The organism is Rhizobium sp. GR12 (genome assembly GCF_036596185.1).
Lineage (GTDB): Bacteria > Pseudomonadota > Alphaproteobacteria > Rhizobiales > Rhizobiaceae > Agrobacterium > Agrobacterium nepotum.
The window spans coordinates 412,917-434,321 of sequence record NZ_JASXTH010000001.1; the positions used below are offsets into that span (position 1 = coordinate 412,917).

General features: G+C 58.8%; 23 protein-coding genes and 2 pseudogenes. 11 read left to right on the top strand and 14 right to left on the bottom strand.

Annotated features, from left to right (window positions below; all coding sequences use genetic code 11):
• Nucleotides 1-3: 3 nt before the first annotated feature.
• The 5 genes and pseudogenes from pheS to infC form a co-directional block, all read right to left on the bottom strand.
• Complete coding sequence (gene pheS, locus QSK43_RS02005; protein WP_045018209.1) at nt 4-1,086, bottom strand: phenylalanine--tRNA ligase subunit alpha; 1,083 nt, start codon at nt 1,084-1,086, stop codon at nt 4-6.
• Nucleotides 1,079-1,956, bottom strand: a pseudogene (locus QSK43_RS02010) (serine/threonine protein phosphatase). The gene pheS and the pseudogene QSK43_RS02010 overlap by 8 nt, the downstream one beginning before the upstream one ends.
• Nucleotides 1,957-2,136: 180 nt before the next feature.
• Nucleotides 2,137-2,541, bottom strand: a complete 405-nt coding sequence (gene rplT / locus QSK43_RS02015) for a 50S ribosomal protein L20 (RefSeq protein WP_045018205.1) — start codon at nt 2,539-2,541, stop codon at nt 2,137-2,139.
• A 40-nt stretch (nt 2,542-2,581) separates the two neighbouring features.
• Nucleotides 2,582-2,785 carry a 50S ribosomal protein L35 gene (rpmI, locus tag QSK43_RS02020; protein WP_003493355.1) on the bottom strand — a complete coding sequence of 68 codons (204 nt, stop codon included), beginning with the start codon at nt 2,783-2,785 and terminating at the stop codon, nt 2,582-2,584.
• 194 nt (nt 2,786-2,979) lie between these two features.
• A complete protein-coding gene (infC, locus tag QSK43_RS02025) occupies nt 2,980-3,516 on the bottom strand; it encodes a translation initiation factor IF-3 (RefSeq protein WP_084686487.1) in 537 nt (178 codons plus the stop codon).
• 188 nt (nt 3,517-3,704) lie between these two features.
• Between infC and QSK43_RS02030 the strand changes: the two genes are divergently transcribed.
• Nucleotides 3,705-4,493: an alpha/beta hydrolase gene (locus tag QSK43_RS02030; RefSeq protein WP_332302107.1), complete on the top strand. Its 789-nt coding sequence runs from the start codon at nt 3,705-3,707 to the stop codon at nt 4,491-4,493.
• Nucleotides 4,494-4,611: 118 nt separating this feature from the next.
• The gene (locus QSK43_RS02035; protein ID WP_045018199.1) at nt 4,612-5,226 is read left to right on the top strand and encodes a transglutaminase-like cysteine peptidase; all 615 of its coding nucleotides are present in this window, start codon (nt 4,612-4,614) and stop codon (nt 5,224-5,226) included.
• Between the two features lie 55 nt (nt 5,227-5,281).
• Here the strand turns inward: QSK43_RS02035 and mbfA are convergent, their stop codons facing one another.
• Entirely contained in the window at nt 5,282-6,265 is a 984-nt protein-coding gene (gene mbfA / locus QSK43_RS02040; RefSeq protein ID WP_332302108.1) for an iron exporter MbfA, read from the bottom strand.
• Nucleotides 6,266-6,403: 138 nt separating this feature from the next.
• Between mbfA and QSK43_RS02045 the strand changes: the two genes are divergently transcribed.
• Together QSK43_RS02045 and QSK43_RS02050 are read left to right on the top strand one after the other, a co-directional pair.
• A complete protein-coding gene (locus QSK43_RS02045) occupies nt 6,404-6,877 on the top strand; it encodes a group III truncated hemoglobin (RefSeq protein ID WP_332302109.1) in 474 nt (157 codons plus the stop codon).
• Nucleotides 6,878-7,062: 185 nt separating this feature from the next.
• Nucleotides 7,063-8,166, top strand: coding sequence for a TRAP transporter substrate-binding protein (locus tag QSK43_RS02050; RefSeq protein WP_332302110.1), 1,104 nt, complete (start codon nt 7,063-7,065; stop codon nt 8,164-8,166).
• A gap of 49 nt (nt 8,167-8,215) precedes the next feature.
• Here QSK43_RS02050 and QSK43_RS02055 read toward each other — a convergent pair.
• A pseudogene (locus QSK43_RS02055) lies at nt 8,216-9,275 on the bottom strand (helix-turn-helix transcriptional regulator).
• A 142-nt stretch (nt 9,276-9,417) separates the two neighbouring features.
• Between QSK43_RS02055 and QSK43_RS02060 the strand changes: the two are divergent.
• A complete protein-coding gene (locus QSK43_RS02060) occupies nt 9,418-10,494 on the top strand; it encodes an alpha/beta hydrolase family protein (protein WP_332302111.1) in 1,077 nt (358 codons plus the stop codon).
• Between the two features lie 18 nt (nt 10,495-10,512).
• Here the strand turns inward: QSK43_RS02060 and QSK43_RS02065 are convergent, their stop codons facing one another.
• The 3 genes from QSK43_RS02065 to QSK43_RS02075 all read right to left on the bottom strand — a co-directional run bounded on the left by QSK43_RS02065 (nt 10,513) and on the right by QSK43_RS02075 (nt 12,130).
• Nucleotides 10,513-11,031, bottom strand: coding sequence for a GNAT family N-acetyltransferase (locus tag QSK43_RS02065; protein ID WP_332302112.1), 519 nt, complete (start codon nt 11,029-11,031; stop codon nt 10,513-10,515).
• Nucleotides 11,032-11,052: 21 nt separating this feature from the next.
• Nucleotides 11,053-11,634, bottom strand: coding sequence for a helix-turn-helix domain-containing protein (locus tag QSK43_RS02070; protein WP_332302113.1), 582 nt, complete (start codon nt 11,632-11,634; stop codon nt 11,053-11,055).
• A gap of 94 nt (nt 11,635-11,728) precedes the next feature.
• Nucleotides 11,729-12,130: a ketosteroid isomerase-related protein gene (locus tag QSK43_RS02075; RefSeq protein ID WP_332302114.1), complete on the bottom strand. Its 402-nt coding sequence runs from the start codon at nt 12,128-12,130 to the stop codon at nt 11,729-11,731.
• 72 nt (nt 12,131-12,202) lie between these two features.
• Here QSK43_RS02075 and QSK43_RS02080 point away from each other — a divergent pair, with 72 nt between their 5' ends.
• The 3 genes from QSK43_RS02080 to lepA all read left to right on the top strand — a co-directional run bounded on the left by QSK43_RS02080 (nt 12,203) and on the right by lepA (nt 15,577).
• Nucleotides 12,203-12,811 (top strand): GNAT family N-acetyltransferase, encoded by a 609-nt coding sequence (locus QSK43_RS02080; RefSeq protein WP_332302115.1) that lies wholly within the window; start codon nt 12,203-12,205, stop codon nt 12,809-12,811.
• Nucleotides 12,808-13,677 (top strand): carbon-nitrogen hydrolase family protein, encoded by an 870-nt coding sequence (locus QSK43_RS02085; protein WP_332302116.1) that lies wholly within the window; start codon nt 12,808-12,810, stop codon nt 13,675-13,677. The genes QSK43_RS02080 and QSK43_RS02085 overlap by 4 nt, the downstream gene beginning before the upstream one ends.
• 61 nt (nt 13,678-13,738) lie before the next feature.
• Entirely contained in the window at nt 13,739-15,577 is a 1,839-nt protein-coding gene (gene lepA / locus QSK43_RS02090; protein ID WP_332302236.1) for a translation elongation factor 4, read from the top strand.
• 72 nt (nt 15,578-15,649) lie between these two features.
• Here lepA and QSK43_RS02095 read toward each other — a convergent pair whose 3' ends face one another.
• Nucleotides 15,650-16,057, bottom strand: coding sequence for a DUF2000 family protein (locus QSK43_RS02095; RefSeq protein ID WP_332302117.1), 408 nt, complete (start codon nt 16,055-16,057; stop codon nt 15,650-15,652).
• Between the two features lie 94 nt (nt 16,058-16,151).
• Here QSK43_RS02095 and QSK43_RS02100 point away from each other — a divergent pair, with 94 nt between their 5' ends.
• Nucleotides 16,152-16,934: an AraC family transcriptional regulator gene (locus tag QSK43_RS02100; protein ID WP_332302237.1), complete on the top strand. Its 783-nt coding sequence runs from the start codon at nt 16,152-16,154 to the stop codon at nt 16,932-16,934.
• A gap of 103 nt (nt 16,935-17,037) precedes the next feature.
• On the opposite strand, the gene QSK43_RS02105 is transcribed toward QSK43_RS02100, so the two are convergent.
• The gene (locus QSK43_RS02105) at nt 17,038-17,925 is read right to left on the bottom strand and encodes an NAD(P)/FAD-dependent oxidoreductase (RefSeq protein ID WP_332302118.1); all 888 of its coding nucleotides are present in this window, start codon (nt 17,923-17,925) and stop codon (nt 17,038-17,040) included.
• Nucleotides 17,926-18,079: 154 nt separating this feature from the next.
• Between QSK43_RS02105 and QSK43_RS02110 the strand changes: the two genes are divergently transcribed.
• Complete coding sequence (locus QSK43_RS02110; protein WP_045018174.1) at nt 18,080-18,538, top strand: Rrf2 family transcriptional regulator; 459 nt, start codon at nt 18,080-18,082, stop codon at nt 18,536-18,538.
• 69 nt (nt 18,539-18,607) lie between these two features.
• Here the strand turns inward: QSK43_RS02110 and QSK43_RS02115 are convergent, their stop codons facing one another.
• Together QSK43_RS02115 and QSK43_RS02120 are read right to left on the bottom strand one after the other, a co-directional pair.
• Complete coding sequence (locus QSK43_RS02115; RefSeq protein ID WP_045018172.1) at nt 18,608-18,928, bottom strand: hypothetical protein; 321 nt, start codon at nt 18,926-18,928, stop codon at nt 18,608-18,610.
• Between the two features lie 72 nt (nt 18,929-19,000).
• The gene (locus tag QSK43_RS02120) at nt 19,001-20,413 is read right to left on the bottom strand and encodes an aminotransferase-like domain-containing protein (RefSeq protein ID WP_332302119.1); all 1,413 of its coding nucleotides are present in this window, start codon (nt 20,411-20,413) and stop codon (nt 19,001-19,003) included.
• A gap of 116 nt (nt 20,414-20,529) precedes the next feature.
• On the opposite strand from QSK43_RS02120, the gene QSK43_RS02125 reads away from it, so the two are divergent.
• Nucleotides 20,530-21,405, top strand: coding sequence for a DMT family transporter (locus QSK43_RS02125; protein ID WP_332302120.1), 876 nt, complete (start codon nt 20,530-20,532; stop codon nt 21,403-21,405).

Consider the following 21,405-nt stretch of genomic DNA (forward strand, 5'->3'; position numbering starts at 1 on the left):
GGATTAAACGCTCAGACCGCCGAACAGCGTCGGCATGTCGAGCGGGCGGAAGCCGTAATGGTTCATCCAGCGGACATCGGCGTTGAAGAAATCACGCAGATCCGGCATGCCGTATTTCAGCATGGCGATGCGGTCGAGGCCCATGCCCCAGGCAAAGCCCTGATATTCATCCGGGTCCAGCCCGCCGGCACGCAGCACATTCGGGTGCACCATGCCGCAGCCGAGGATTTCCATCCAGTCCTTGCCTTCGCCGAACTTGACGATGGGGCCGGAACGGTCGCACTGGATATCCACCTCGAAGCTCGGCTCCGTGAAGGGGAAGAACGACGGACGGAAGCGCATGACGACGCTGTCCACCTCGAAGAAGGTCTTACAGAACTCTTCCAGTATCCAGCGCAGATTGCCGACATGCGCCTTTTTGTCGATCACCAGACCTTCGACCTGATGGAACATCGGCGAATGGGTGGCATCGGAATCCTGACGATAGGTCTTGCCGGGAATGACAATGCGGATCGGCGGCTTCTGGCTTTCCATCGTGCGGATCTGCACGGGCGAGGTGTGGGTACGCAGCACCTTGCGCTCGCCGTTTTCATCCGGCTGGAAGAAGAAGGTATCGTGCATCTCGCGGGCCGGATGGCCTTCGGGGAAATTCAACGCCGTGAAATTGTAATAGTCGGTCTCGATGTCAGGACCTTCGGCGATCGAGAAACCCATATCCGCGAAGATCGCCGTGATCTCGTCGACGATCTGGCTGATGGGATGAATGCGGCCACGCTCGGCGGGAGACTGGCGGACCGGCAGGCTGACATCCAGCGTTTCCGCCTTCAGGCGGGCGGCAATCGCCGCATCCTTCAGGCCGCTCTTGCGTTCGCCGATAAGGTCGGTGATTTCGGTCTTCAACTGGTTGATGGCAGCGCCGCGGGTCTGGCGCTCTTCCGGCGTCATCGATCCCAACGTCTTCAGAAGCTCTGAAACCGAGCCCTTCTTGCCAAGCGCGGAGACGCGCACGGCTTCGATGGCCGGCTCATCGGCGGCGGCGGCGATCTCCGACATCAATTGCGATTTCAAGGTATCAAGTTCAGTCATCTTTTCCTGCCTTGCCGGTTGTTCTAACAACGGCTTCGGGGTTCACAGCATTCATCAGATAGTCGGTCGCCATGATAAAGCGTCGCAGATCACTACCCATCCGCACGCGCCCGATCAACCGGGCAAGCGGTAAAAATCGCCCGAGAATGCCGATCAGGCGGCACAATTCGTCCTGTGCCCTGGTCGGGGCGTTTTCACGCCAGCCGGCAAGGGCCGCATCACACGTTTCAGGCGGGTTGCAGGCGCGTGTCGCGACCTGGAAAAACAGCAGCCAGATATCGCGCGCCTGCGCCGTCGCAAGCGGCATGACCTCCTGCGGATGCTCCTCGAAATCCATGAAACCGATGCGTCCGTTTTCAAGAAAGAAATCGCGCACATGCGGCCGCCCGTGACAGAGACCGGCCGCACGCAACTCGCCGAGCGCTTCGGCGGATTTCACCAGCAGGGCATCGTGTTCCACGGGGGTGGTGGCCTTCATCGCATCCATGCGCTCCATCACGGTGGGGCCGACGTCTCCGAGCACGACCGCAGTGCGGGAGGTATAGATAATGGGCGGAACGGGAAAACCCCGGCCCCTGAAGGCCTGCAGCGTTTCAAGTTCGCGGCGCATCAGGCCGGCGCCATCGAGCCGCGTCGAAGGCCGCATGAAGGTGTAGGGAAGGAGTTTGGCGAGAACGGTCAGCAACTTCATCCACCAGGACCGCGTTTCCGTGCCCTGACGCTTGATCCAGACTGTCGTTGTGGAAAGCTCGAGTTCTGTACGCGACGCTCGTTCTTGAGCAGCACCCGCATCAGAGCCGCGATATCGCCATCTTCGAGATGGACTTGGAAACCCTTCGCTTTTTCCGCCTCGCTTGCGGCAACCAGCATTTTCTGCCCCCTGAAACCTGCCCGGCCGAGACCTGGCCGGATGCCCTACCCTTTTGTTTTTTGCCCGTCGGAATGTGAAGCGATGCACGCTCTTGCCCGACTGCCATGGATTTCGAAAAGAAAACCCGCGCCGGAGACCGGCGCGGGTTTCAAATGAACAACAGATTGTCCGCGCCGTAATTACTTTACAGCGGTTTCAAACTCGTTGGTCGTACCAGCATCCTTGAGGTACTCAAGAGCCTTCTTCGCGGTTTCGACGAGCACGCCGAATGCTGCCGGCTCATGGATAGCCATGTCGGACAGAACCTTGCGGTCAACTTCGATGCCAGCCTTGTTCAGGCCGTCGATGAAGCGGCCGTAGGTCAGGCCGAATTCGCGAACAGCAGCATTGATACGCTGGATCCACAGAGCGCGGAAGTTGCGCTTGTTGGCCTTGCGGTCGCGGTAAGCGTACTGCTTGGAACGATCCACGGCAGCCTTTGCTGCGCGGATGGTGTTCTTGCGGCGGCCGTAGAAGCCCTTGGCTGCCTTGAGTGTCTTGGTGTGCTTGGCGCGGGAAGTTACGCCACGTTTTACGCGTGCCATGTCATGATCTCCTTAAAGTGTCCAAATACGCGGAAAAGTCTCAGAGACCGTTCGGCAGGTAGTTCTTGACGACTTTTTTGCCGTCAGCTTCGGCGAGAACCATGGTTCCACGCGCGTCGCGAATGAACTTGTTGGTACGCTTGATCATGCCGTGGCGCTTACCGGCGGCGGCTGCAACAACCTTGCCGGTAGCGGTGATCTTGAACCGCTTTTTTGCAGCGGACTTCGTCTTCATCTTGGGCATTTTGCTACTCCATTTTTTTGTATCGAAACAGGCAGACGAGGCCTATTTCAAGCTATTCAGGAACGGCCACGGCATGCCCTGCCGGACCGTTCGGACGCGCGCTTATAACCGCAGTCGGCTAAAAGCGCAACGGGGAATGAGAACTTCCCCTTGCGGTAATGCCACATGCCGCCGGAGCGGCCTGCGCAAAAGGGTTATTTCGGCGCAAGAACCATCATCATCTGACGGCCTTCCAGCTTGGGTTCGGCTTCAACCTTGGCAATCACCTGGGTATCTTCCTTCACCTGGAGGAGAAGCTTCATGCCAAGTTCCTGGTGGGCCATTTCACGGCCACGGAACTTCAGCGTCACCTTCACCTTGTCACCTTCTTCAAAGAAACGGTTCATCGCCTTCATCTTCACGTCATAATCATGCGTGTCGATGTTGGGGCGCATCTTGATTTCCTTGACCTCGACGATCTTCTGTTTCTTACGCGCTTCAGCGGCCTTTTTCTGGGTCGAGTATTTAAGCTTGCCGAGATCGAGGATCTTGCATACAGGCGGCTCAGCGTTCGGCGAAATCTCAACGAGATCGAGGCCGGACTCCTCCGCCATTTTCAAAGCCTCGTCCGTCGGCATGCTACCGAGGTTCTGGCCCTCTTCATCAATAAGCTGAACTCTTGGAACCCGGATTTCCCGGTTGGAGCGCGGGCCCTCCTTGACGGGGGCATCGGCTTTGAAAGGTCTGCGAATGGTCGTATTCTCCTGATCTGTTTCTGGATCGCGTCGGCAAAAAAACAGCTTGTTTGGTACAAGCGGCGGAAATGTCGTTATTGCCGTGGCGAAGTCAATAGCATATCTGCCCGAAAAGATCACCTGTTGCCACGGATTTTGCAAATACGTCGCCTTTGTCGCATGAAAATCAGGAGAATTGCATATACATGACGGAACAAGCCGCTGAATTCCTGCGCATAGGCGCTGACGATGACGCCCGCGACATCGCTTTCCTCAATCGCCAGGCGACATCAGGTAAGAACACTCCCACGCTCGTCTGGCTCGGCGGTTATCGTTCCGACATGACGGGAACCAAGGCAGTGGAACTCGACCGATTTGCGGCGGAAAACGGCCTTGCCTGTCTGCGGCTCGATTATTCCGGCCACGGCGCTTCCGGCGGCGACTTCAGGAAGGGCACGATTTCGAGATGGCTGGAAGAGGCACTTGCCGTCGTGCGCGCGAAGGCGCATTCGCGCGTTATCCTCATAGGCTCTTCGATGGGCGGCTGGATCGCCCTTCGCATGGTCGAGGAATTGCGCAAGCAGGGCGGCACGCCATCGGTCGCCGGTCTCGTCCTCATCGCGCCTGCGCCCGATTTCACTGCGGAGCAGATAGAGCCCAGCCTGACGGAGGCTGAAAGGAGGTCGCTTGAGGAGAACGGGTATTTCGAGGAACATTCCGAATACAGCCCCGAGCCAAACATCTTCACTCGCGCGCTCATGGAAGACGGAAAACAAAACCGCGTCCTCACCGGCATCATCACCACAGGCTGCCCTGTTCACATCCTGCAGGGAATGCGCGATCCCGATGTTCCCTATCAGCACGCGCTGAAGCTCCTCGAACACCTTCCCGCCGATGACGTCGTCTTGACGTTGATCCGCGATGGCGACCACCGGCTTTCGCGGCCGCAGGATATCGACAGGATGCTGGCCGCCGTCAGAGCCCTTGCAACATAGGCATTTGCGCAACGCTCTTAACCATATTCAACGAGTCTTGCGGGCCATCGAATGCAAATGATTGACTCATGACCCCCAACCCTCTTAACTTTTCGTTAAGAATTAAGGGACGGGTTTCATGATGAACGCACCGCTGGCGCGTGCGCTGCTGTTTGCAGTTGCCGCCGGGCTAATGACTGCTGCTTCCGCGATGGCGGAAACCAAGGGAAGCCCTGCCATGGTCACGGGCGGGATTACGTCCCAGCCGATCGGCCATTATGAGTTCTGTCAGAAATATGCGAGCGAGTGCAACATTCGCAGCAAGCTGACGCCGCCGCCGCGCGTTACCGAATATGGCTGGGATGTTGTCCGCGAGATCAACGCCTCCGTCAACACCACGGTTGTCGCGATGACCGATATGGAAATCTACGGCAAGGAAGAGGTCTGGGAATATCCCACGACCGCCGGTGACTGCGAGGACTTCGTGCTGCTGAAGCGTAAAAAGCTGATCGAGCGCGGGTTTTCCGTGGCCGACCTGCTGATTACCGTCGTGCGTAAACCGGACGGCGAAGGCCATGCCGTACTGACGCTCCGCACCACCGACGGCGATTACATTCTCGACAATCTTACCGACGACGTGAAGCTCTGGACCGACACCAACTACACCTATCTGAAGCGGCAGGCGTCCTTCAATTCGGGCCGCTGGGTCTCCATCGAGGATGGCCGCGACGTTCTGGTCGGCGCATTGCGCTGATCGAATGAGATCATAGGATCGACAAAGCCCGCAGCGGACGCTGCGGGCTTTTTCATTATGCGTTGCCGATGATGATACCGGCCGCGAGCACCAGCGACCCGCCAAGCACCACCTGAAACACCGCCCGCAGGAACGGGGTTTCCATGAAGCGGTTCTGGATAAATGCGATGGCCCAGAGTTCCACGAAGACGACGATGGCGGCGATGGCGGTGGCCGTCCAGAAATGCGGAATGAGATAGGGCAGCGCGTGGCCGAGGCCGCCGACGGCGGTCATGATGCCTGAAGCAAAGCCACGTTTTACCGGTGAGCCACGGCCAGAAAGCTTGCCATCGTCATGGGCGGCTTCGGTGAAGCCCATGGAAATACCCGCGCCGACCGAGGCCGACAGGCCAATCAGAAAAGTTTGCCAGGTATCCTGCGTGGCGAAGGCGGCCGCGAAGATTGGCGCCAGTGTGGAGACGGAGCCATCCATCAATCCCGCAAGGCCAGGCTGCACATAGGTCAGAAGAAACTGGCGCTTTGCGGTTTCCTCTTCTTCGGTCTTGCCGTTTTCGTCGAGATGTTTTTCTTCCAGCATATGCGCAATGTCTTCATGACCACGCTCGGCCTCGGCCAGATCGCCCAGCAGCTTGCGCGTCGAGGCATCGCTCGTGCGCTTGACGGCCTCATCGTAGAAACGGATCGCCTGGGCTTCCATCAACTCGGCCTGAGCGCGTATTTTCTCCAGCGACAGGTTCTTCACGAGCCAATCCGGTGTGCGTTCGTAAAAACCACGCACATGCTCGCGGCGGATCAGGGGGATCGTTTCCCCGAAGCGGCGGCGATGCATGTCGATCAGCACGTTTCGATGCTGCTGCTCGACCTCAGCCATATCATCGAAGATCTTTGCCGATTGCGGATATTGCACACGCAGATGATCGGCATAGGAGCGGTAGATACGGGAATCGTCTTCTTCGGACGAGATGGCGAGTGCTAGAATTTCCTGTTCACCAAGCGAGGAGAACGGGCGTTTGGACAGGGAGAAAAGACTGCGGAACATGGCTGAGACCTTTTTAGAATAATTCTAAATACATCCGGATCGCATCCCGATCAAGCTTTTTAGAATTATTCTAATACGCCAAATGGTCGCATTGCGGAGCACGTCCGGGCCGCGTAGGTTTGCAGCAAAGGAAACACGATGCAGGACCAGATCACGGCAAAGGCCGCCCACAACGCGGAAATTCAGGACAGGGCTGAAAAAGCCATGGCAGAGATCGGCGTCGACGCCGATTTCATCGACCTGTTGGTCGAGACATTTTACGGTCGCATTCTGGAACATCCCACGCTCGGCCCCGTCTTTGATGCGCGGCTTACTGGACGCTGGCCAGAACATATGGCCAGGATGAAACAGTTCTGGATGGCCATCGCTTTCAAAAACGGCGGTTACGGCGGCAAGCCCGTACAGGCGCATCTCGGCGTAAAAGGCATGTCGGCGGAACTGTTTCCGCAATGGCTGGCGCTTTTTTCCGCCACGCTTGACGATATCGCGCCAAGCAGGCAAGCCCATGACTGGTTCATGGAAACTGCGGAGCGCATCGCAAAAAGCCTGACGCTTTCGTTGTTTTACAATCCTGCAATGGATGACCCGGCATTAAAACGCCCACATCCATAGCCACCGCCGGCGATAGTCGCGGAAGGACATGATCGCGCCCGGAATAGCAGGCGAGCGGCATTGCCTGGAACCCGACAGGGTCGAACATTCCCTCTTGATGGCGACAAGGATAAATGTTTAGTAACCGGCGGGAGGCGTACCGTGCGGTTCGCCTGCAATATGCAGACATATTAGGGCTTATCAACATGGATCGCAGATCATTTATTCGCAAGGCTGGCGCAGTTGGCGCCGGTGTTACCGCAACTGTGCTGGCCGCTCCGGCCATTGCGCAGGAAAATCCAAAAATCACCTGGCGCATGACGTCGTCCTTCACCAAGGGCCTCGATATTCTTTTTGGCGCAGGCCAGATCGTCGCCGATCACGTCAAGGAAGCCTCCGGCGGCAACTTCGTCATCCAGCATTTCGCCGGTGGCGAAATCGTGCCAGCGCTTCAGGCAGCGGATGCGGTGACGGCCGGGACCGTCGAAATGGCGCATACCTGCTCCTATTATTATGTCGGCAAGGACCCGACCTTCGCGCTCGGGACATCGGTTCCCTTCGGTCTCAATGCGCGCCAGACCAATGCCTGGTTCAACCAGGCTGGCGGCAACGAGCTGCTCAACGAATTCCTCGCCCAGCACAATATCTACTCGATCCTGCTCGGCAATACAGGTGCCCAGATGGGCGGCTGGTTCCGCAAGGAAATCAACACCATCGATGACCTGAAGGGCCTGAAGATGCGCATTGCCGGCCTGACCGGCCAGGTGATGCAGAAGGTTGGCGTGACACCGCAGCAGATCGCCGGTGGCGATGTTTATGCTGCTCTGGAAAAAGGCACGATCGACGCCACCGAATTCGTCGGCCCCTATGACGACCAGAAGCTCGGTTTCTACAAGGTCGCGAAATATTACTACTACCCGGCATGGTGGGAAGGCGGCCCGGCCGTGCATGCTTTCGTGAACCTGCAGAAGTTCAACGAATTGCCGGAGAACTACAAGCGCATCCTGAAAGACGCCTGCGCCGCCGGCAGCGCCAGCATGCTGGAGCGTTACGACGCGCGCAATCCGAAAGCGCTGAAAGAACTCGTGGCGCAGGGCGCGATCCTGCGGCCGTTCAGCCAGGAAATCCTCGACGTCTGCCACAAGGCGGCACTGGAGACCTATGCCGAGATTTCGGCCAAGAACGAAAGCTTCAAGAAAATCTACGAGAGCCAGCAGGCGTTCAAGAAGGATGCCTATCTCTGGGCCCAGATCGCCGAATATACCTATGACACCTATATGATGATCCAGCAGCGCAACGGCACGCTCTGATCGCCATTCCGGTCATTGTGCGACCCATCGTCAAACGGTCATCCGGCATTTACCGGGTGGCCGTTTTTGTTTGGCGAGACCAGCTTCCACACTTGCCGTTCCCGCCATTCCACCGGACTCATGCCGGTGACGCGGCGAAATTCCCGATTGAAGTTGGATTTCGTCTGGAAACCGGATGACAGCATGATCGCGGTCACCGACTGCTCCGTCTCCTCCAGCAGGCGACAGGCTTCGCGGATGCGGAGCTGATTGACATATTGCGAGACATTGACGCCGAGGGAGCGGTTGATGGCGCCGGAAATCTGCCGGCTCGGCAGGCCGAGGCGTCTTGCAAGCCGTGACAGGTTGAGGTTCTCGTCGCGGTAGAGCGTCTGTGCCTCCATCAAGCGATCGAGCCTTTCGACGACATCCCGGTCCTGCTCCGAAGGCTCCGCCGGTGCTGGCAGTTCCGCGGCCGGTTCTGCCGCCATTTGTGGCGCTTTGCTTTTGCCGGCCAGAGCGGCCATGAGGCCGATCAGCAGAAGCCCGAGAAGATTGGCATTGCTGACAAGTGCGGCGACATTTTCCCCATGCGCCCACTCGAAATCGAAAAACACCAGAAGATCAAACAGCGCGGAAACACAAAGAGCGACCGCGGCAATAATGAGCGCCTTGTGCGCCGATGCGACGCTGGCAAATTGCGCCTCGTCCAGCCCATCCGGGCCTTTTCCTGCCAGAAAAAGCAGGGCAACAGCGTGCCCGACAAAAATGACGATCAGCGCAAAGTCGATCGCGACAGGGAAAACGAACTCCAGAAAGACGACAAACAGCGGTGACAGGAGAAGGCCGGCAAGCATCGCTCTCCTGCTTTCCGCCGCAACCCCCATCAATCCACGAAAGGCGATGTAGACAAGAGGCGGCAGGCAGGCGGCCAGGACCGGCAAAACATAACGCGCTTCGCTCACGCCATAACCCCAGCGCAGGCCAACAAGAACAGATTGCACGGCGCAAAGGGCGATAAGCGCCAGAAAAGCCCGGTTGGCCCGCACATCGTCTCCGCCTCTAAAGAAGACGATGAACATAACGACCAGTAGAAGTGCGACAACGAAAGGTAGGGGAATGAAAAGCACGGACGAAAGATCCCGGAGCGACGATAATTGCACTTTCATGGACCAGATCGTGTTTCGGTACGACCTTTAACGCGATCAAGGACGCATTTATTCACCCCAAAGAGAAAACGGGAGCATCACTTTGTCAAACGGAGAGACTCTCATGACACTGAAAAGCACCCTTGCCGCACTTCTGATTTGTGCGGCGTTTTCCCCACAGGCATTTGCTGTGGAGGATGTCGGGTCTACCACGATCCCGGTTTCTTCCAAGGCACGGAACACAAACCTTGATGTCACGATCTGGTACCCGGCCAAGGATGGAGACGGCACACCGGCGCTTTCCGCCGAGAACCGCATCTTTCAGGGAACGGCGGTTCGGAAGGACGCGACCATTAAGGACGGCCATTTCCCCCTCGTGTTGATTTCGCACGGGTCCGGCTCTCGCGCTGAGGGTATGGCCTGGATAGCAGCGAAACTCGCCAGCGAAGGTTTCATCGTTGCGGGAACCAATCATCCCGGCACGACCAGCGGCGATTCCACCCCCGCCGATACACCGAAAATCTGGGAGCGGACGAACGACCTTTCCACGATCGTCACGGCCTTGACCACGCAAGGAAATTGGTCCGGCGCGATCGATGCGCAGCGCATCGGCGTTCTCGGCTTTTCGCTGGGCGGCAGTGCCGCGATGGAGATATCAGGTGCACGCGCCGATCTCGACGCCTATGTGCGCTATTGTGAAAAGGATGCGGCAATGATGGATTGCCAGTGGTTTGCAGGTGGGCGCGGTTATGTGAATGACACGTCGGTCAGCGTGCCCAAGCTCGATCTCAGAACCATCGACAAGGCCCGTTTCGAGCAACAGAACCGCGATCGGCGCATCCGTTCCGCCATATTGGTCGATCCGGGTCTGGCGCTGGCCTTCCAGCCGGACAGCCTGAGACAGATCGATATTCCGCTGACCTTCATCAATCTTGGCAGCAAGGGCAAAATACCGCCGGCCGTGCTTGCGGACAAGCTTGCGGCGCAGGTTCCCGCCGCCACCTATCAGCAGGTTGATGAGGCCGATCACTTCAGCTTCCTGCCCCTCTGCAAGCCGGATGCCGACGCATTTCTCAAATCCGTCGGCGAGCGCGATCCGATCTGCGAACCGGCCGGGCCGCGCGACCGCAAGGACATTCATGCACAATTGCAGACGATGATCGTCACCGCCTTCAACCGCACGCTGAAGCCGGGTCAGTAAGACGGCAGTCTGAAAGGCCTAACCGAGCCGCTTGTAGAACAGGGTCGTGCCGCAAAAGCGCCCGTCAGGAAACAGCGCGTAATCGGGGATGACACCGACCTGTTCCCAGCCGAGACGGGGATAAATCGCCTCGGCATCGCTGCCCGTGGCCGTATCCAGCACCAGAAGGGTACGGCCACGTTTTGCCGCCTCCTCTTCCACCTTTTGCATGAGCATGCGGGCAAGCCCCAGCCCACGCGCCAGAGGATGTACGAGAAGCTTCATCAGATCACCGCGATGCGGCTGGTTCGGCTTTGAGGCAAGACCAACCTGTACGGTGCCAACCACCTTGCCATCCACTTCCGCCACGACATGAATGGTGCCGCCTTCGCCCACCGTTTCCGCGACGGTCCGCCAGAAGGGTTCGGCGTCTTGCGGGAAAAAGGGCAACATGAAACCGACGGATGCGCCGCCATTCACGCAGGCGGCGAGAACATCGCAAAGTTCCGGCAAGGCATCGATGGTCTCTTGCCCGTTCAACACACGGATGGTGGTCATAATAACTCCTGTCGGGAAAAATCAGCGCTGTCTTTGATCCAGCACGACGGCATAACGGGCGGGTTTTTCGGTGGGATTGTGGAAAACATGCCCCTCACCCACCGGCATGAAAAGGCAATCGCCGGGTTCCAGCCGGTGGACAACTCCGCCGCTCGTCATTTCCAGCACACCCTCGAAAAGCCAGACATATTGCGTCATTCCACGGCTTGCCACATGCGGCGGAAAACCGACGCGCGCGCCTGCCGGAAACTCGACCTCAACGATATCGACATCGGAACCGATGCGTGGCGGGGATATGGACCGGCGCACATAACCGGTCTCCGGATCTTTCCAGAGCTGCTGATCGCGCTTTTTCACCAGCGGGGAAACAGCCTCTTCGTTTTCGGCGAAAAAGCCGGAGAGCGACAGGCCGAGCGCCGCGCAGATGCGGGCAAGCAACGCGGCCGTGGGACTAGCCTCACCACGTTCGATCCGGGAAATCATGGCGCGGCTGACACCAGATTCGGATGCGAGCCGGTCCAGCGTCAGGCCGTTTTCAGCCCGCAACATCTTGATGCGGTCGCCGATCGAACGTTCGAGAATGTCGTCTTGGTTTTCCATCATGGGAGAATTGCATTCTCAGATGATGGAGTCAATATCCATTATAATGGAAATTATATTGATCTGTTGACGCCGGTTCCGTACGGCAAACGATGCCTCAGGCGCCGACCTGGGCAATCCAGTCGTTCAGATTATAGTAGTTCGTTACTCGGCTAACTTTCCCGTCCTTCAGGTCGAAGAATGCACCGGCCGGCAGCACGTATGTCTGGCCATCGGCTTCCGGCAGACCCTCATCGGTTGCGAGATATTCACCGTTCACGATGAATTCCGCAGAGGCGCGCTTGCCGTCCTCGCTCGCCATAATGACCATGTCGGTGAGATTTTCCCTGTAGCAGCGGTTCATATGGTCCATGAAGGAGGCGAAAGCGGCCTTGCCGGTCTGGCGTTCGCCCTGATTGATGTCATGCACCACCTCGTCATGAAGAAGCGCCAGAAAAGCATCCATGTCCTGACGGTTGAAGGCATCGTAATAGGCGCGGATGGTCTCAGTGGCGGTCATCGTCTTCTCCGTTCAATGCTTGCGCGGGTTTTCCATGACGGTATAACCAGTGCAACCGAAAGTGAAATGCCCATGACCGTCGAAATCAAGTCTCTTTCCGGCATCGATGCCGCGCCCTATTTCGATGACCTTGCGCGCCTGCGGATCGAGGTGTTCTGCGCCTTTCCCTATCTCTATGACGGCACACTGGAGCATGAGCGCAAATATCTCGCGACCTATGCCGACACGAAAGGCTCGGTTTTCGTGCTGGCGCTCGATGGCGAGCAGGTGGTGGGCATGTCTACCGGCATGCCGATGGCTGCGGAAACCCACGAGGTGCAAGCGCCCTTCGTTGAAGGTGGTCACGATACGGACCGGATATTTTACTTCGGTGAAAGCGTGCTTTTGCCCAGCTATCGCGGTCACGGCCTCGGCGTGCGGTTCTTCAAGGAGCGGGAGGCCCATGCAAAATGGCTCGGCTTCGACTGGTGCACCTTTTGCGCGGTCGAGCGGCCCGCCGACCATCCGCGCCGGCCGACGGATTACGTGCCGCTGAATTCCTTCTGGGAAAAACGCGGCTATCGCCGCCACCCCGAACTGCACACCAGCTTCACCTGGCGGGATCTCGACGAGAGCACCGAAAGTCCTAAACCCCTGTCCTTCTGGATGAAGAACATCGCCGCCGGAGACGGAAACAGATGACGCGCCTCGCCGCCAGCCAATACGCCATCGAACTGATCGAGACATGGGAAGGTTACGCCGCGCATCTTTCCGCCATCGTGCGCGAGGCCAAAGAAAAGGGCGCCGAGTTGCTGCTGTTGCCGGAATATTCGGCCATGGCGTTGACCGGGCAATTGCCGCCCGATGCGCGCTCCGATCTGCACCGCTCCATCGAGGAGATACAGCCGCTTATCCCTTCCTGGGTCGAGCTTTGCGAAGAGCTGGCGCGGCAACATCAAATCCTGTTCCAGCCGGGCAGCGCACCGGTTAAAGACGCCGATGGCAAGTTCCGCAACCGCGCCTGGCTGTTCGGCCCGGACGGGTTGATCGGCTATCAGGACAAGCAGATCATGACCCGCTTCGAGCGGGAGCAATGGAACATTCATGCCGGCATCGAGGGCCTGAAAGCCTTCGAGACGCCGATCGGCAGGCTCGGCATCCTCATTTGCTACGACAACGAGTTTCCGATGCTTGGCCGCAGGCTGGCAGAGCTTGGCGTCGAACTGGTTCTCGCTCCCAGCTGTACCGACACGTTGGCGGGCGCTTATCGGATGCGCATCGGCGCGCAGGCCAGGGCGCTGGAAAACCAATATGCCGTCCTCTCCTCCCCGACTGCGGGCGAGGCCCCATGGTCTCCCGCCGTCGATGAAAATCGTGGCCGCGCCGCACTTTACGTGCCGCCTGATTACGGCATGCCGGCATCCGGCATCGTTGCGGAAAGCGAGAGCGACGCGGTAACGGAAAGCAGCCTCCTGATCGCCGATATCGATCTTACCGCTGTCGCAAGGCTCAGAACCGAGGGGCAGGTTGCCACCCGCCGCGACTGGCCGGAGCAATTTGCGATCTAAAAAGCCCATTTTAAAAGGCTTTTAACCAAATTCCCACTTTGCGGCATGAGAAGCCCCTGCTATAGCGCGGGACATGAGCACAAATTCGACCCGCACTCCCCTGGACCATATCCGCAACTTCTCGATCGTTGCCCACATCGATCACGGCAAATCGACGCTGGCCGACCGGTTGATCCAGTCGACGGGCGGCCTTGCCGAGCGCGATATGTCGGAACAGGTTCTCGATTCGATGGATATCGAACGCGAGCGCGGCATCACCATCAAGGCCCAGACCGTGCGCCTGCACTACAAGGCGAATAATGGCGAGATCTATGTGCTGAACCTCATCGACACGCCCGGTCACGTGGACTTTGCGTATGAGGTTTCCCGCTCGCTTTCGGCCTGCGAAGGCTCGCTGCTGGTGGTGGATGCGTCGCAGGGTGTGGAAGCGCAGACACTTGCCAACGTCTATCAGGCGATCGACAACAATCACGAGCTGGTGACGGTCTTGAACAAGATCGATCTGCCGGCCGCCGAACCCGATCGTATCAAGGAACAGATCGAGGAAGTGATCGGCATCGATGCTTCCGAAGCTGTGCTGATTTCGGCCAAGACCGGGCTTGGTATTCCCGATGTTCTGGAAGCAATCGTCAACCGCCTGCCGCCGCCGAAGAGCGATGTTGGCGAAAACGGACCGCTCAAGGCCCTGCTGGTCGACAGCTGGTACGACACCTATCTCGGCGTCATGGTTCTCGTGCGCGTCATCGACGGCGTACTGACCAAGGGTCAGCAGATCCGCATGATGGGCTCGGGCGCGAAATACGGCGTCGAGCGCATCGGCGTGCTGACCCCGAAGATGGTCAATGTCGACAGCCTCGGCCCCGGCGAAATCGGCTTCATCACGGCCTCGATCAAGGAAGTCGCCGATACGCGCGTGGGTGACACGATTACCGACGACAAGCGCCCGACGACGCAGGCCCTGCCCGGCTTCAAGCCTGCGCAGCCCGTGGTGTTCTGCGGTCTCTTCCCCGTCGACGCTGCGGATTTCGAAGACCTGCGCGCGGCGGTGGGCAAGCTTCGCCTCAACGACGCCTCCTTCTCCTTCGAAATGGAATCGTCCGCCGCTCTCGGCTTCGGTTTCCGTTGTGGCTTCCTCGGTCTGCTGCACCTCGAAATCATTCAGGAACGCCTCGAGCGCGAGTTCAATCTCGACCTCGTCGCGACAGCGCCTTCGGTTGTCTATGAAATGTCGTTGACCGACGGCACCGAGAAGGAACTGCACAACCCGGCCGACATGCCTGACGTCGTGAAGATCAAGGAAATCCGCGAGCCGTGGATCAAGGCGACGATCCTGACGCCCGACGAATATCTCGGCGGTATCCTGAAGCTCTGTCAGGACCGGCGCGGCCTTCAGACCGAGCTGACCTATGTCGGCAACCGCGCGATGATCACCTATGAATTGCCGCTCAACGAAGTGGTGTTCGATTTCTACGACCGGCTGAAATCCATCTCCAAGGGTTACGCCTCGTTCGACTACAACATCTCCGACTACCGCGCCGGCGATCTCGTCAAGATGTCGATCCTCGTCAACGGCGATCCGGTGGATGCGCTGTCGATGCTGGTGCACCGCTCGGCTGCCGACCGGCGTGGACGCGGCATGTGCGAAAAGCTGAAGGAACTCATTCCGCCGCACATGTTCCAGATCCCGATCCAGGCGGCCATCGGCGGCAAGGTCATCGCCCGTGAAACCGTGCGCGCGCTGCGCAAGGACGTGACGGCGAAGTGCTACGGCGGCGACGCGACGCGCAAACGCAAACTTCTGGACAAGCAGAAGGAAGGCAAAAAGCGCATGCGCCAGTTCGGCAAGGTGGAAATTCCGCAGGAAGCTTTCATCGCTGCGCTGAAGATGAACGACGAATAAGCGGTACCCATATCGCCATTGCGTTTACAAGGGAGGCTTGCAGCCTCCCTTTTTCGTATTTGGACACGATCCTCAAGCGTGCAGCTTCGCGCCCTTGGTGATCTTGTCGACGGTTTTCTTGTCTGCCCTCAGTGCCATGCCGACGACCTTGGCATTATCAGGAGAAAACTCCGAAAATACCTGACGGTTGGCGACATCATGACCGGTGGCGAACATTTCCTCGATGTAGAGCGATATCGTCACGTCGCGTTCCAGGGATCGCTGATGGATTTTGCGCAGCGCTTCCTGATCCGTGGCCATGACGACAATCGGCTGGACGGAAAGCGGATTGTAGACGTTGCCCGCCCCGTCGCGGTATGGTTCTCCGATGACTTCCCTGGTCTGGGCGACAATCCCGGACATGAGGAATGCGGTGACGTTCAGTTTTTGCCACACGGCAAGGTCATCACGAAGGATGACGGCGATCTTGGTATCAAACATGCGAACTCAATCTGGCTGTGGTTACGAAAGAGAAACGACCCTAGACGCTTCGCGCATCATTGATCTTGAACGTTCGTGCAAATTCGAGGGGATCGTGCAGGCGCCTTCCAGTGAGGGCATTGAACGCATAGAAGCGCGCTTTCACGGCAACGCCTATGCGCCGCATCGCCATGACACCTATGCGCTGGGCGTTACGCTTTCCGGTGTCCAGACCTTTTCCTATCGCGGTGAATCGCATTTCAGCACGCCCGGAAAGGTGATCGTGTTGCATCCGGACGAAGTTCACGATGGCGGCGCGGGCACCGATGAGGGCCTGCGCTACCGCATGCTCTATCTTCCGCCGGAAAAAACGACGGAGGCGGTAACCGGATTTCACTCGCTGCCCTTCGCAAGAAATCCCGTTATTGAGGACCACGAATTCCGACAATGTCTGATAGAGGCTCTCGGTAATCTCGAAGGCGAGCCGGACAGTCTGTTATTGACCGACTGGCAATCGCGATTGGCGGATCTGCTCTGGAAACATTCGAACGGAACCGAGAGAGCCATCAAGCGGCTGGACCGGATCGCCGTTTTCCGTTGCCGGGACTATTTGCTGGAGAACAGCGCCGTCACGGTCAGCTCAGAGGAGCTGGAGCAAATAAGCGGGCTTGATCGCTTCACGCTCTTCAGGCACTTCCGCTGTCTGTTCGGCACGAGCCCGCACCGCTATCTCATCATGCGACGCCTGCAAAAATGCAAAGACATGATGCGCGCGGGTGCGGGCCTTGCCGAAACGGCATTTGCCTGTGGTTTTGCGGATCAGGCGCATTTTACCCGCCACTTCAAGAGCGCCTTCGGCATGCCTCCGGGACGCTGGCTAAACCTTGTTTCGCACTAGAGCACGTCCGTCTAAACAGAATCGTTGGACGTGCTCTATCTCTTTGTTTTATCGCATTATCCGGACGTAAAACCGTTACGCACTTTTATTGGAAATGCTCTAGTCATTCCGGGAACAGGATCGACCGGTGAGCCGCAGCACCTGCCATGGCGCCATCCCCCACCGAAAGAGCGACCGAGCCGGCGGGCCTTGCCACATCGCCGCAGGCAAAGACGCCGCGGGCCGTAGTCTGTCTCATGGCGTCCGTAACGATGGTTGATCCCATCGGCCCCTCTTCAATGGTGCAACCGAGCTTTTCGATCCAGTCCGAGGCGATCCTCAATCTCGGTTGCGTGAAGAGGCCGGCCAACGCAATGCTGCGCCCGTCCGCGAGAACGACATCCGCATGCCCCGCGATTTCTTCGATACGGTCTTTTTCGACCCGAACGCCCCGCGCCGATAGAAGCGCATTCTGATCTGTATCCGGCACGAAAACGCCGTTGGTGAAAAAGGTCGTCTCGCCCCAGTCGGGAAGCATCAGCGCATGATGGATGGCCAGCGGAGAGGCCGCGATGACACCGATCTTGCCCTGGTTCAGCTCGTATCCATGGCAATAGGGGCAATGGAAGACGGAGAGGCCCCAACGTTCTTTCAGCCCGGCGATTTCAGGTAATTCATCGGTAACGCCCATGGCAAGGACGAGCCGGGCCGCCCTTTCGCGGCGGGCGCCGTCGATCTCGACGACGAAATCACCGAAGGCCCCTTCGGCATCGGTCACCCTGCCCTTTGCCCAGTGTATTGTCGGGTAGCGCTCGATCTGACGCCGAGCCTCAGCGATGATGTCGCCCGGCGCCTTGCCGTCCTGCCCGAGAAAACCGTGGGAGTGGCTGGCGAAGCGATTTCTCCGCTCGCCCGCATCCACCACCAGAATGTTTTTTCTGGCACGGCCGAGCTGCAAGGCGGCGGACAGGCCGGCATAGCTGCCGCCGATGATGATGACGTCGTATTTCATGATGCACCTATCGTTTAAAAACTGAGCCGGAAGCGCTCGTCAAATTCACGACACTTATATTGTTACGTGATTTTTGGAGTCAATAGTCATGCAACTTATATTGTTACGTCACATGGAAACTGGTAGCATCGCCAAAAAACAGACGGACGCAGCAATGAGACACGACACGCGCCTTTCACGGGTGCTGCATATTCTGATCCATATGGAAAAACACGAGGGTGCCGCGACCTCCGAAAGCATCGCGGCCATGCTTCAGACCAACCCGGTGGTGGTGCGCAGAACCATGGCAGGCCTGCGGGAGCGCGGTTATGTATCGTCGGAAAAAGGCCATGGCGGCGGCTGGGTTCTGGCACGGCCGCTCAGCGAAATCACGCTGCTCGATATCTACCGGGCGCTCGGCGCGCCGGAACTGTTCTCGATCGGGCTGGCGGGCGACAATCCGAACTGTGTCATCGAGCAGGCCGTCAATGCCGCACTTTTCGACGCGATGAACGAAGCGGAGACAATTCTCCTGTCCCGGTTCGGAAGCATTACGCTTGCGTCGCTCGCGGAACAATCGATCACCCGCTGGTCCGAACTGTCCAACCACCCCTCCGCCATGGAGCAACTCTGAGGCCAGAGAGAGGTCGCAACAAAACCGCCTGCCTCGAAGGCAGGCGGTTTTATCAGTTCATTGAACCGGTTACGGCTGCGTCTGCGTGCCGCCGGTATTCGGGCTTGCCGGTGCGGCATCGTTGGCAGGCGGCGTTGCCGGGACTGTCGGCGTCGCGGGCGCCGGTGCCTGATCCGTTGCCGCAGGCGGCGTTGTGGTTGAGGACGTCGTGGCCGGATCAGTGGTCGGGCCGCTCATCTGCGACCAAGCGAAAACGCCCACCAATACGACGACGATAATCGCCAGCCACGGCACCCAGGACGGCGACGTGCGCGCACGCGGTTCATTGCTGATATTCAGTTCCGGGCGAAGATCGCGGTCCGGGCGCGGGTTGTTGGGATCGAATGTCATGGTATTTCCTCCTCTTCACTCTGGGGAGAAAACGGCGTTCACAGGATTTTGTTCCGCCTCTCCTCCGCGCTATCAGGATGGGCGACGATCCAGCCCCTGGCGCAGGGCATCCGTCAGCACCGCCATCACCTGTGGGCCATCCATCTGCGACACATTGAAGCGCATGAAACCCGATGCGTTCTGGGAGGAACTGAAGACATTACCTGGCGCCAGAACCACCTGCTGCGACAGGGCCCGGCGCGCGACATCGCCGGCATCGACACCTTCCGGCAGTCGGCACCATAAAAACATGCCCGCCTGCGGTTCGATCCAGGGCACACATCCGATCGCCTTCAAACGCGCTGCGACCTCTGGCACCGTCGCCGCAAGACGCTGGCGAAGGGCCTCGACATGCTTGCGATAGCTGCCATCCGTCAAAAGCGACAGGATCAAAGCTGCCGAAAAATGCGCTCCGCCAAAAGCGGTGGCGATCTTCAGATCGGTCAAGGCCTCCACCCATGCCGGAGGCGCAGCGATGAAACCGCACCGTACGGAGGCCGATAGTGTTTTTGAAAAACTACCGATCTGCACCACCCGGTTCAGGCCATCGAAAGCAGCCAGCCGTGGTGCCGCCTGCGTTTCGAAATCGGCAAAAATATCGTCCTCGATAATGGTCAGGCCCGCCTGTTCAGCCAACACCAGCAGGCGATGGGCGGAAACAGCGGAAAGTCTCGCGCCTGTCGGATTATGGATCGCGGAATTGGTGATATAAAGACGCGGCTGGTGCTCTTTCAGTGCCTGCTCGAAAAGCGGCAGATCCGGTCCTACCGGCGTATAGGGCACGCCGACGATTTTCACCCGATGCGCCCGCAAGAGGGCGTGGAAGTTAAAATAGCAGGGGTCGTCGACAATCACCGTATCCCCCGGCTGTAGCAGGAAACGGCACAGGAGATCGATCGCCTGCGTGCCGGAATCGGTGAGCATGATCTGGCTGGCGCCCGCCTGCACGCCATGTTCGGCAAGCCTGCGGGACAAGAGCTGGCGTAACGGCAGCAGGCCCATGGGGCTCGCATAATCCGTCAGCAACGAGGCATCCGCGCGGGCAAGTCCCCTCATCGCCCGCCGCAGCGCCTGTTCCGGCATCCATGATGTGGGAAGCCAGCCGCAACCCGGCTTGGCAAGGTTCGCCCCCTCGTCCAGCGCCTGCCGCGACACCCAGAGCGGATCCACCGCCCTGTCCAGCCGGGGCTCGATATCGGCGAGCGACAGGGGCGCGAGCGGACCCGCCACGAAAAAACCCGAGCCCGGACGTGAGTTAATGGTGCCATCCGCCACAAGGCGGTCATAGGCCTCGACAACGGTGGAGGTGGACACCTGCATGGCCTTTGCCAACGCCCTGACGGACGGCAATCTGGCCCCCGGAACGAGGCTGCGTGACGCAATGCGCTGCCGCACACTTGCCATCACCCTTTCTATGCGCGTTCCCGCAAAGACTTGCCCGTCCACGTTATTCTCCAACCGTATTGCCTTAACAACCACAACAGTTTCTTGAAATTGTACAGGACTGTCGCTGTTTTCACCAGCCATTCCGGATCAAGAAAGGCGAGACGCAGGAGACGATCATGGACAAGACGACAAGCGGCTGGCTGAGCGGTCTGGCCGGGGTGGTGATATTCAGCGGTTCGCTGCCCGCCACACGCGTTGCGGTGACGGGGTTCGACCCGATATTCCTGACCCTCGCCCGCGCCAGCATTGCCGGCGTTCTGGCGCTCGTCTTGCTTTTACTGTTCAGGCAGAAACGCCCGGCGCGCGGTGATCTGATATCCCTTTTCATCGTCTCCTTCGGCGTGGTGGTGGGGTTCCCGCTGTTGACCGCGCTGGCGCTGCGGCACATCACATCGGCGCATTCCATCGTCTTCGTCGGGTTGTTGCCGCTTGCAACAGCGGTTTTTGCCGTGCTGCGCGGCGGGGAGCGCCCGCGCCCCGCCTTCTGGATCTTCTCCTGTCTCGGCAGCGTTCTGGTAGCCGGATTCTCATTGTCGAATTCGCTAGCCTCCGGGCTCGGAGCCTCGCTTACCGGCGATCTGCTGATGCTGGGTGCCATCATCGTCTGCGGGCTTGGCTATGCGGAAGGTGCCGCCCTTTCCCGCAAACTGGGTGGCTGGCAGGTCATCTCATGGGCGCTGGTTCTGTCCCTGCCGGTGATGTTGCCGCTTGCCTTTTTCACAGGGCCGGAAACGCTTGCCGACATCAATCCGCAGGCCTGGGGTGGCCTTGCCTATGTTTCCCTGTTCAGCATGCTGATCGGTTTCATCTTCTGGTATCGCGGGCTGGCGCTTGGCGGCATCGCTGCGGTGGGACAGTTGCAATTGTTGCAGCCGTTCTTCGGGCTGGTGCTTGCAGCGACCCTGCTTCACGAGGAGGTCAGTCCAGCGATGATCGGGATTACCCTTGTCGTCGTGCTCTGCGTTGCGGGCGCGCGGAAATTCGCACGCTGA

Coding starts and splice junctions, on each gene's coding strand:
- pheS (WP_045018209.1), bottom strand. CDS start 1,086: ATGACTGAACTTGATACCTTGAAATCGCAATTGATGTCGGAGATCGCC.
- rplT (WP_045018205.1), bottom strand. CDS start 2,541: ATGGCACGCGTAAAACGTGGCGTAACTTCCCGCGCCAAGCACACCAAG.
- rpmI (WP_003493355.1), bottom strand. CDS start 2,785: ATGCCCAAGATGAAGACGAAGTCCGCTGCAAAAAAGCGGTTCAAGATC.
- QSK43_RS02030 (WP_332302107.1), top strand. CDS start 3,705: ATGACGGAACAAGCCGCTGAATTCCTGCGCATAGGCGCTGACGATGAC.
- QSK43_RS02035 (WP_045018199.1), top strand. CDS start 4,612: ATGATGAACGCACCGCTGGCGCGTGCGCTGCTGTTTGCAGTTGCCGCC.
- mbfA (WP_332302108.1), bottom strand. CDS start 6,265: ATGTTCCGCAGTCTTTTCTCCCTGTCCAAACGCCCGTTCTCCTCGCTT.
- QSK43_RS02045 (WP_332302109.1), top strand. CDS start 6,404: ATGCAGGACCAGATCACGGCAAAGGCCGCCCACAACGCGGAAATTCAG.
- QSK43_RS02050 (WP_332302110.1), top strand. CDS start 7,063: ATGGATCGCAGATCATTTATTCGCAAGGCTGGCGCAGTTGGCGCCGGT.
- QSK43_RS02060 (WP_332302111.1), top strand. CDS start 9,418: ATGACACTGAAAAGCACCCTTGCCGCACTTCTGATTTGTGCGGCGTTT.
- QSK43_RS02065 (WP_332302112.1), bottom strand. CDS start 11,031: ATGACCACCATCCGTGTGTTGAACGGGCAAGAGACCATCGATGCCTTG.
- QSK43_RS02070 (WP_332302113.1), bottom strand. CDS start 11,634: ATGATGGAAAACCAAGACGACATTCTCGAACGTTCGATCGGCGACCGC.
- QSK43_RS02075 (WP_332302114.1), bottom strand. CDS start 12,130: ATGACCGCCACTGAGACCATCCGCGCCTATTACGATGCCTTCAACCGT.
- QSK43_RS02080 (WP_332302115.1), top strand. CDS start 12,203: ATGACCGTCGAAATCAAGTCTCTTTCCGGCATCGATGCCGCGCCCTAT.
- QSK43_RS02085 (WP_332302116.1), top strand. CDS start 12,808: ATGACGCGCCTCGCCGCCAGCCAATACGCCATCGAACTGATCGAGACA.
- QSK43_RS02095 (WP_332302117.1), bottom strand. CDS start 16,057: ATGTTTGATACCAAGATCGCCGTCATCCTTCGTGATGACCTTGCCGTG.
- QSK43_RS02105 (WP_332302118.1), bottom strand. CDS start 17,925: ATGAAATACGACGTCATCATCATCGGCGGCAGCTATGCCGGCCTGTCC.
- QSK43_RS02110 (WP_045018174.1), top strand. CDS start 18,080: ATGAGACACGACACGCGCCTTTCACGGGTGCTGCATATTCTGATCCAT.
- QSK43_RS02115 (WP_045018172.1), bottom strand. CDS start 18,928: ATGACATTCGATCCCAACAACCCGCGCCCGGACCGCGATCTTCGCCCG.
- QSK43_RS02125 (WP_332302120.1), top strand. CDS start 20,530: ATGGACAAGACGACAAGCGGCTGGCTGAGCGGTCTGGCCGGGGTGGTG.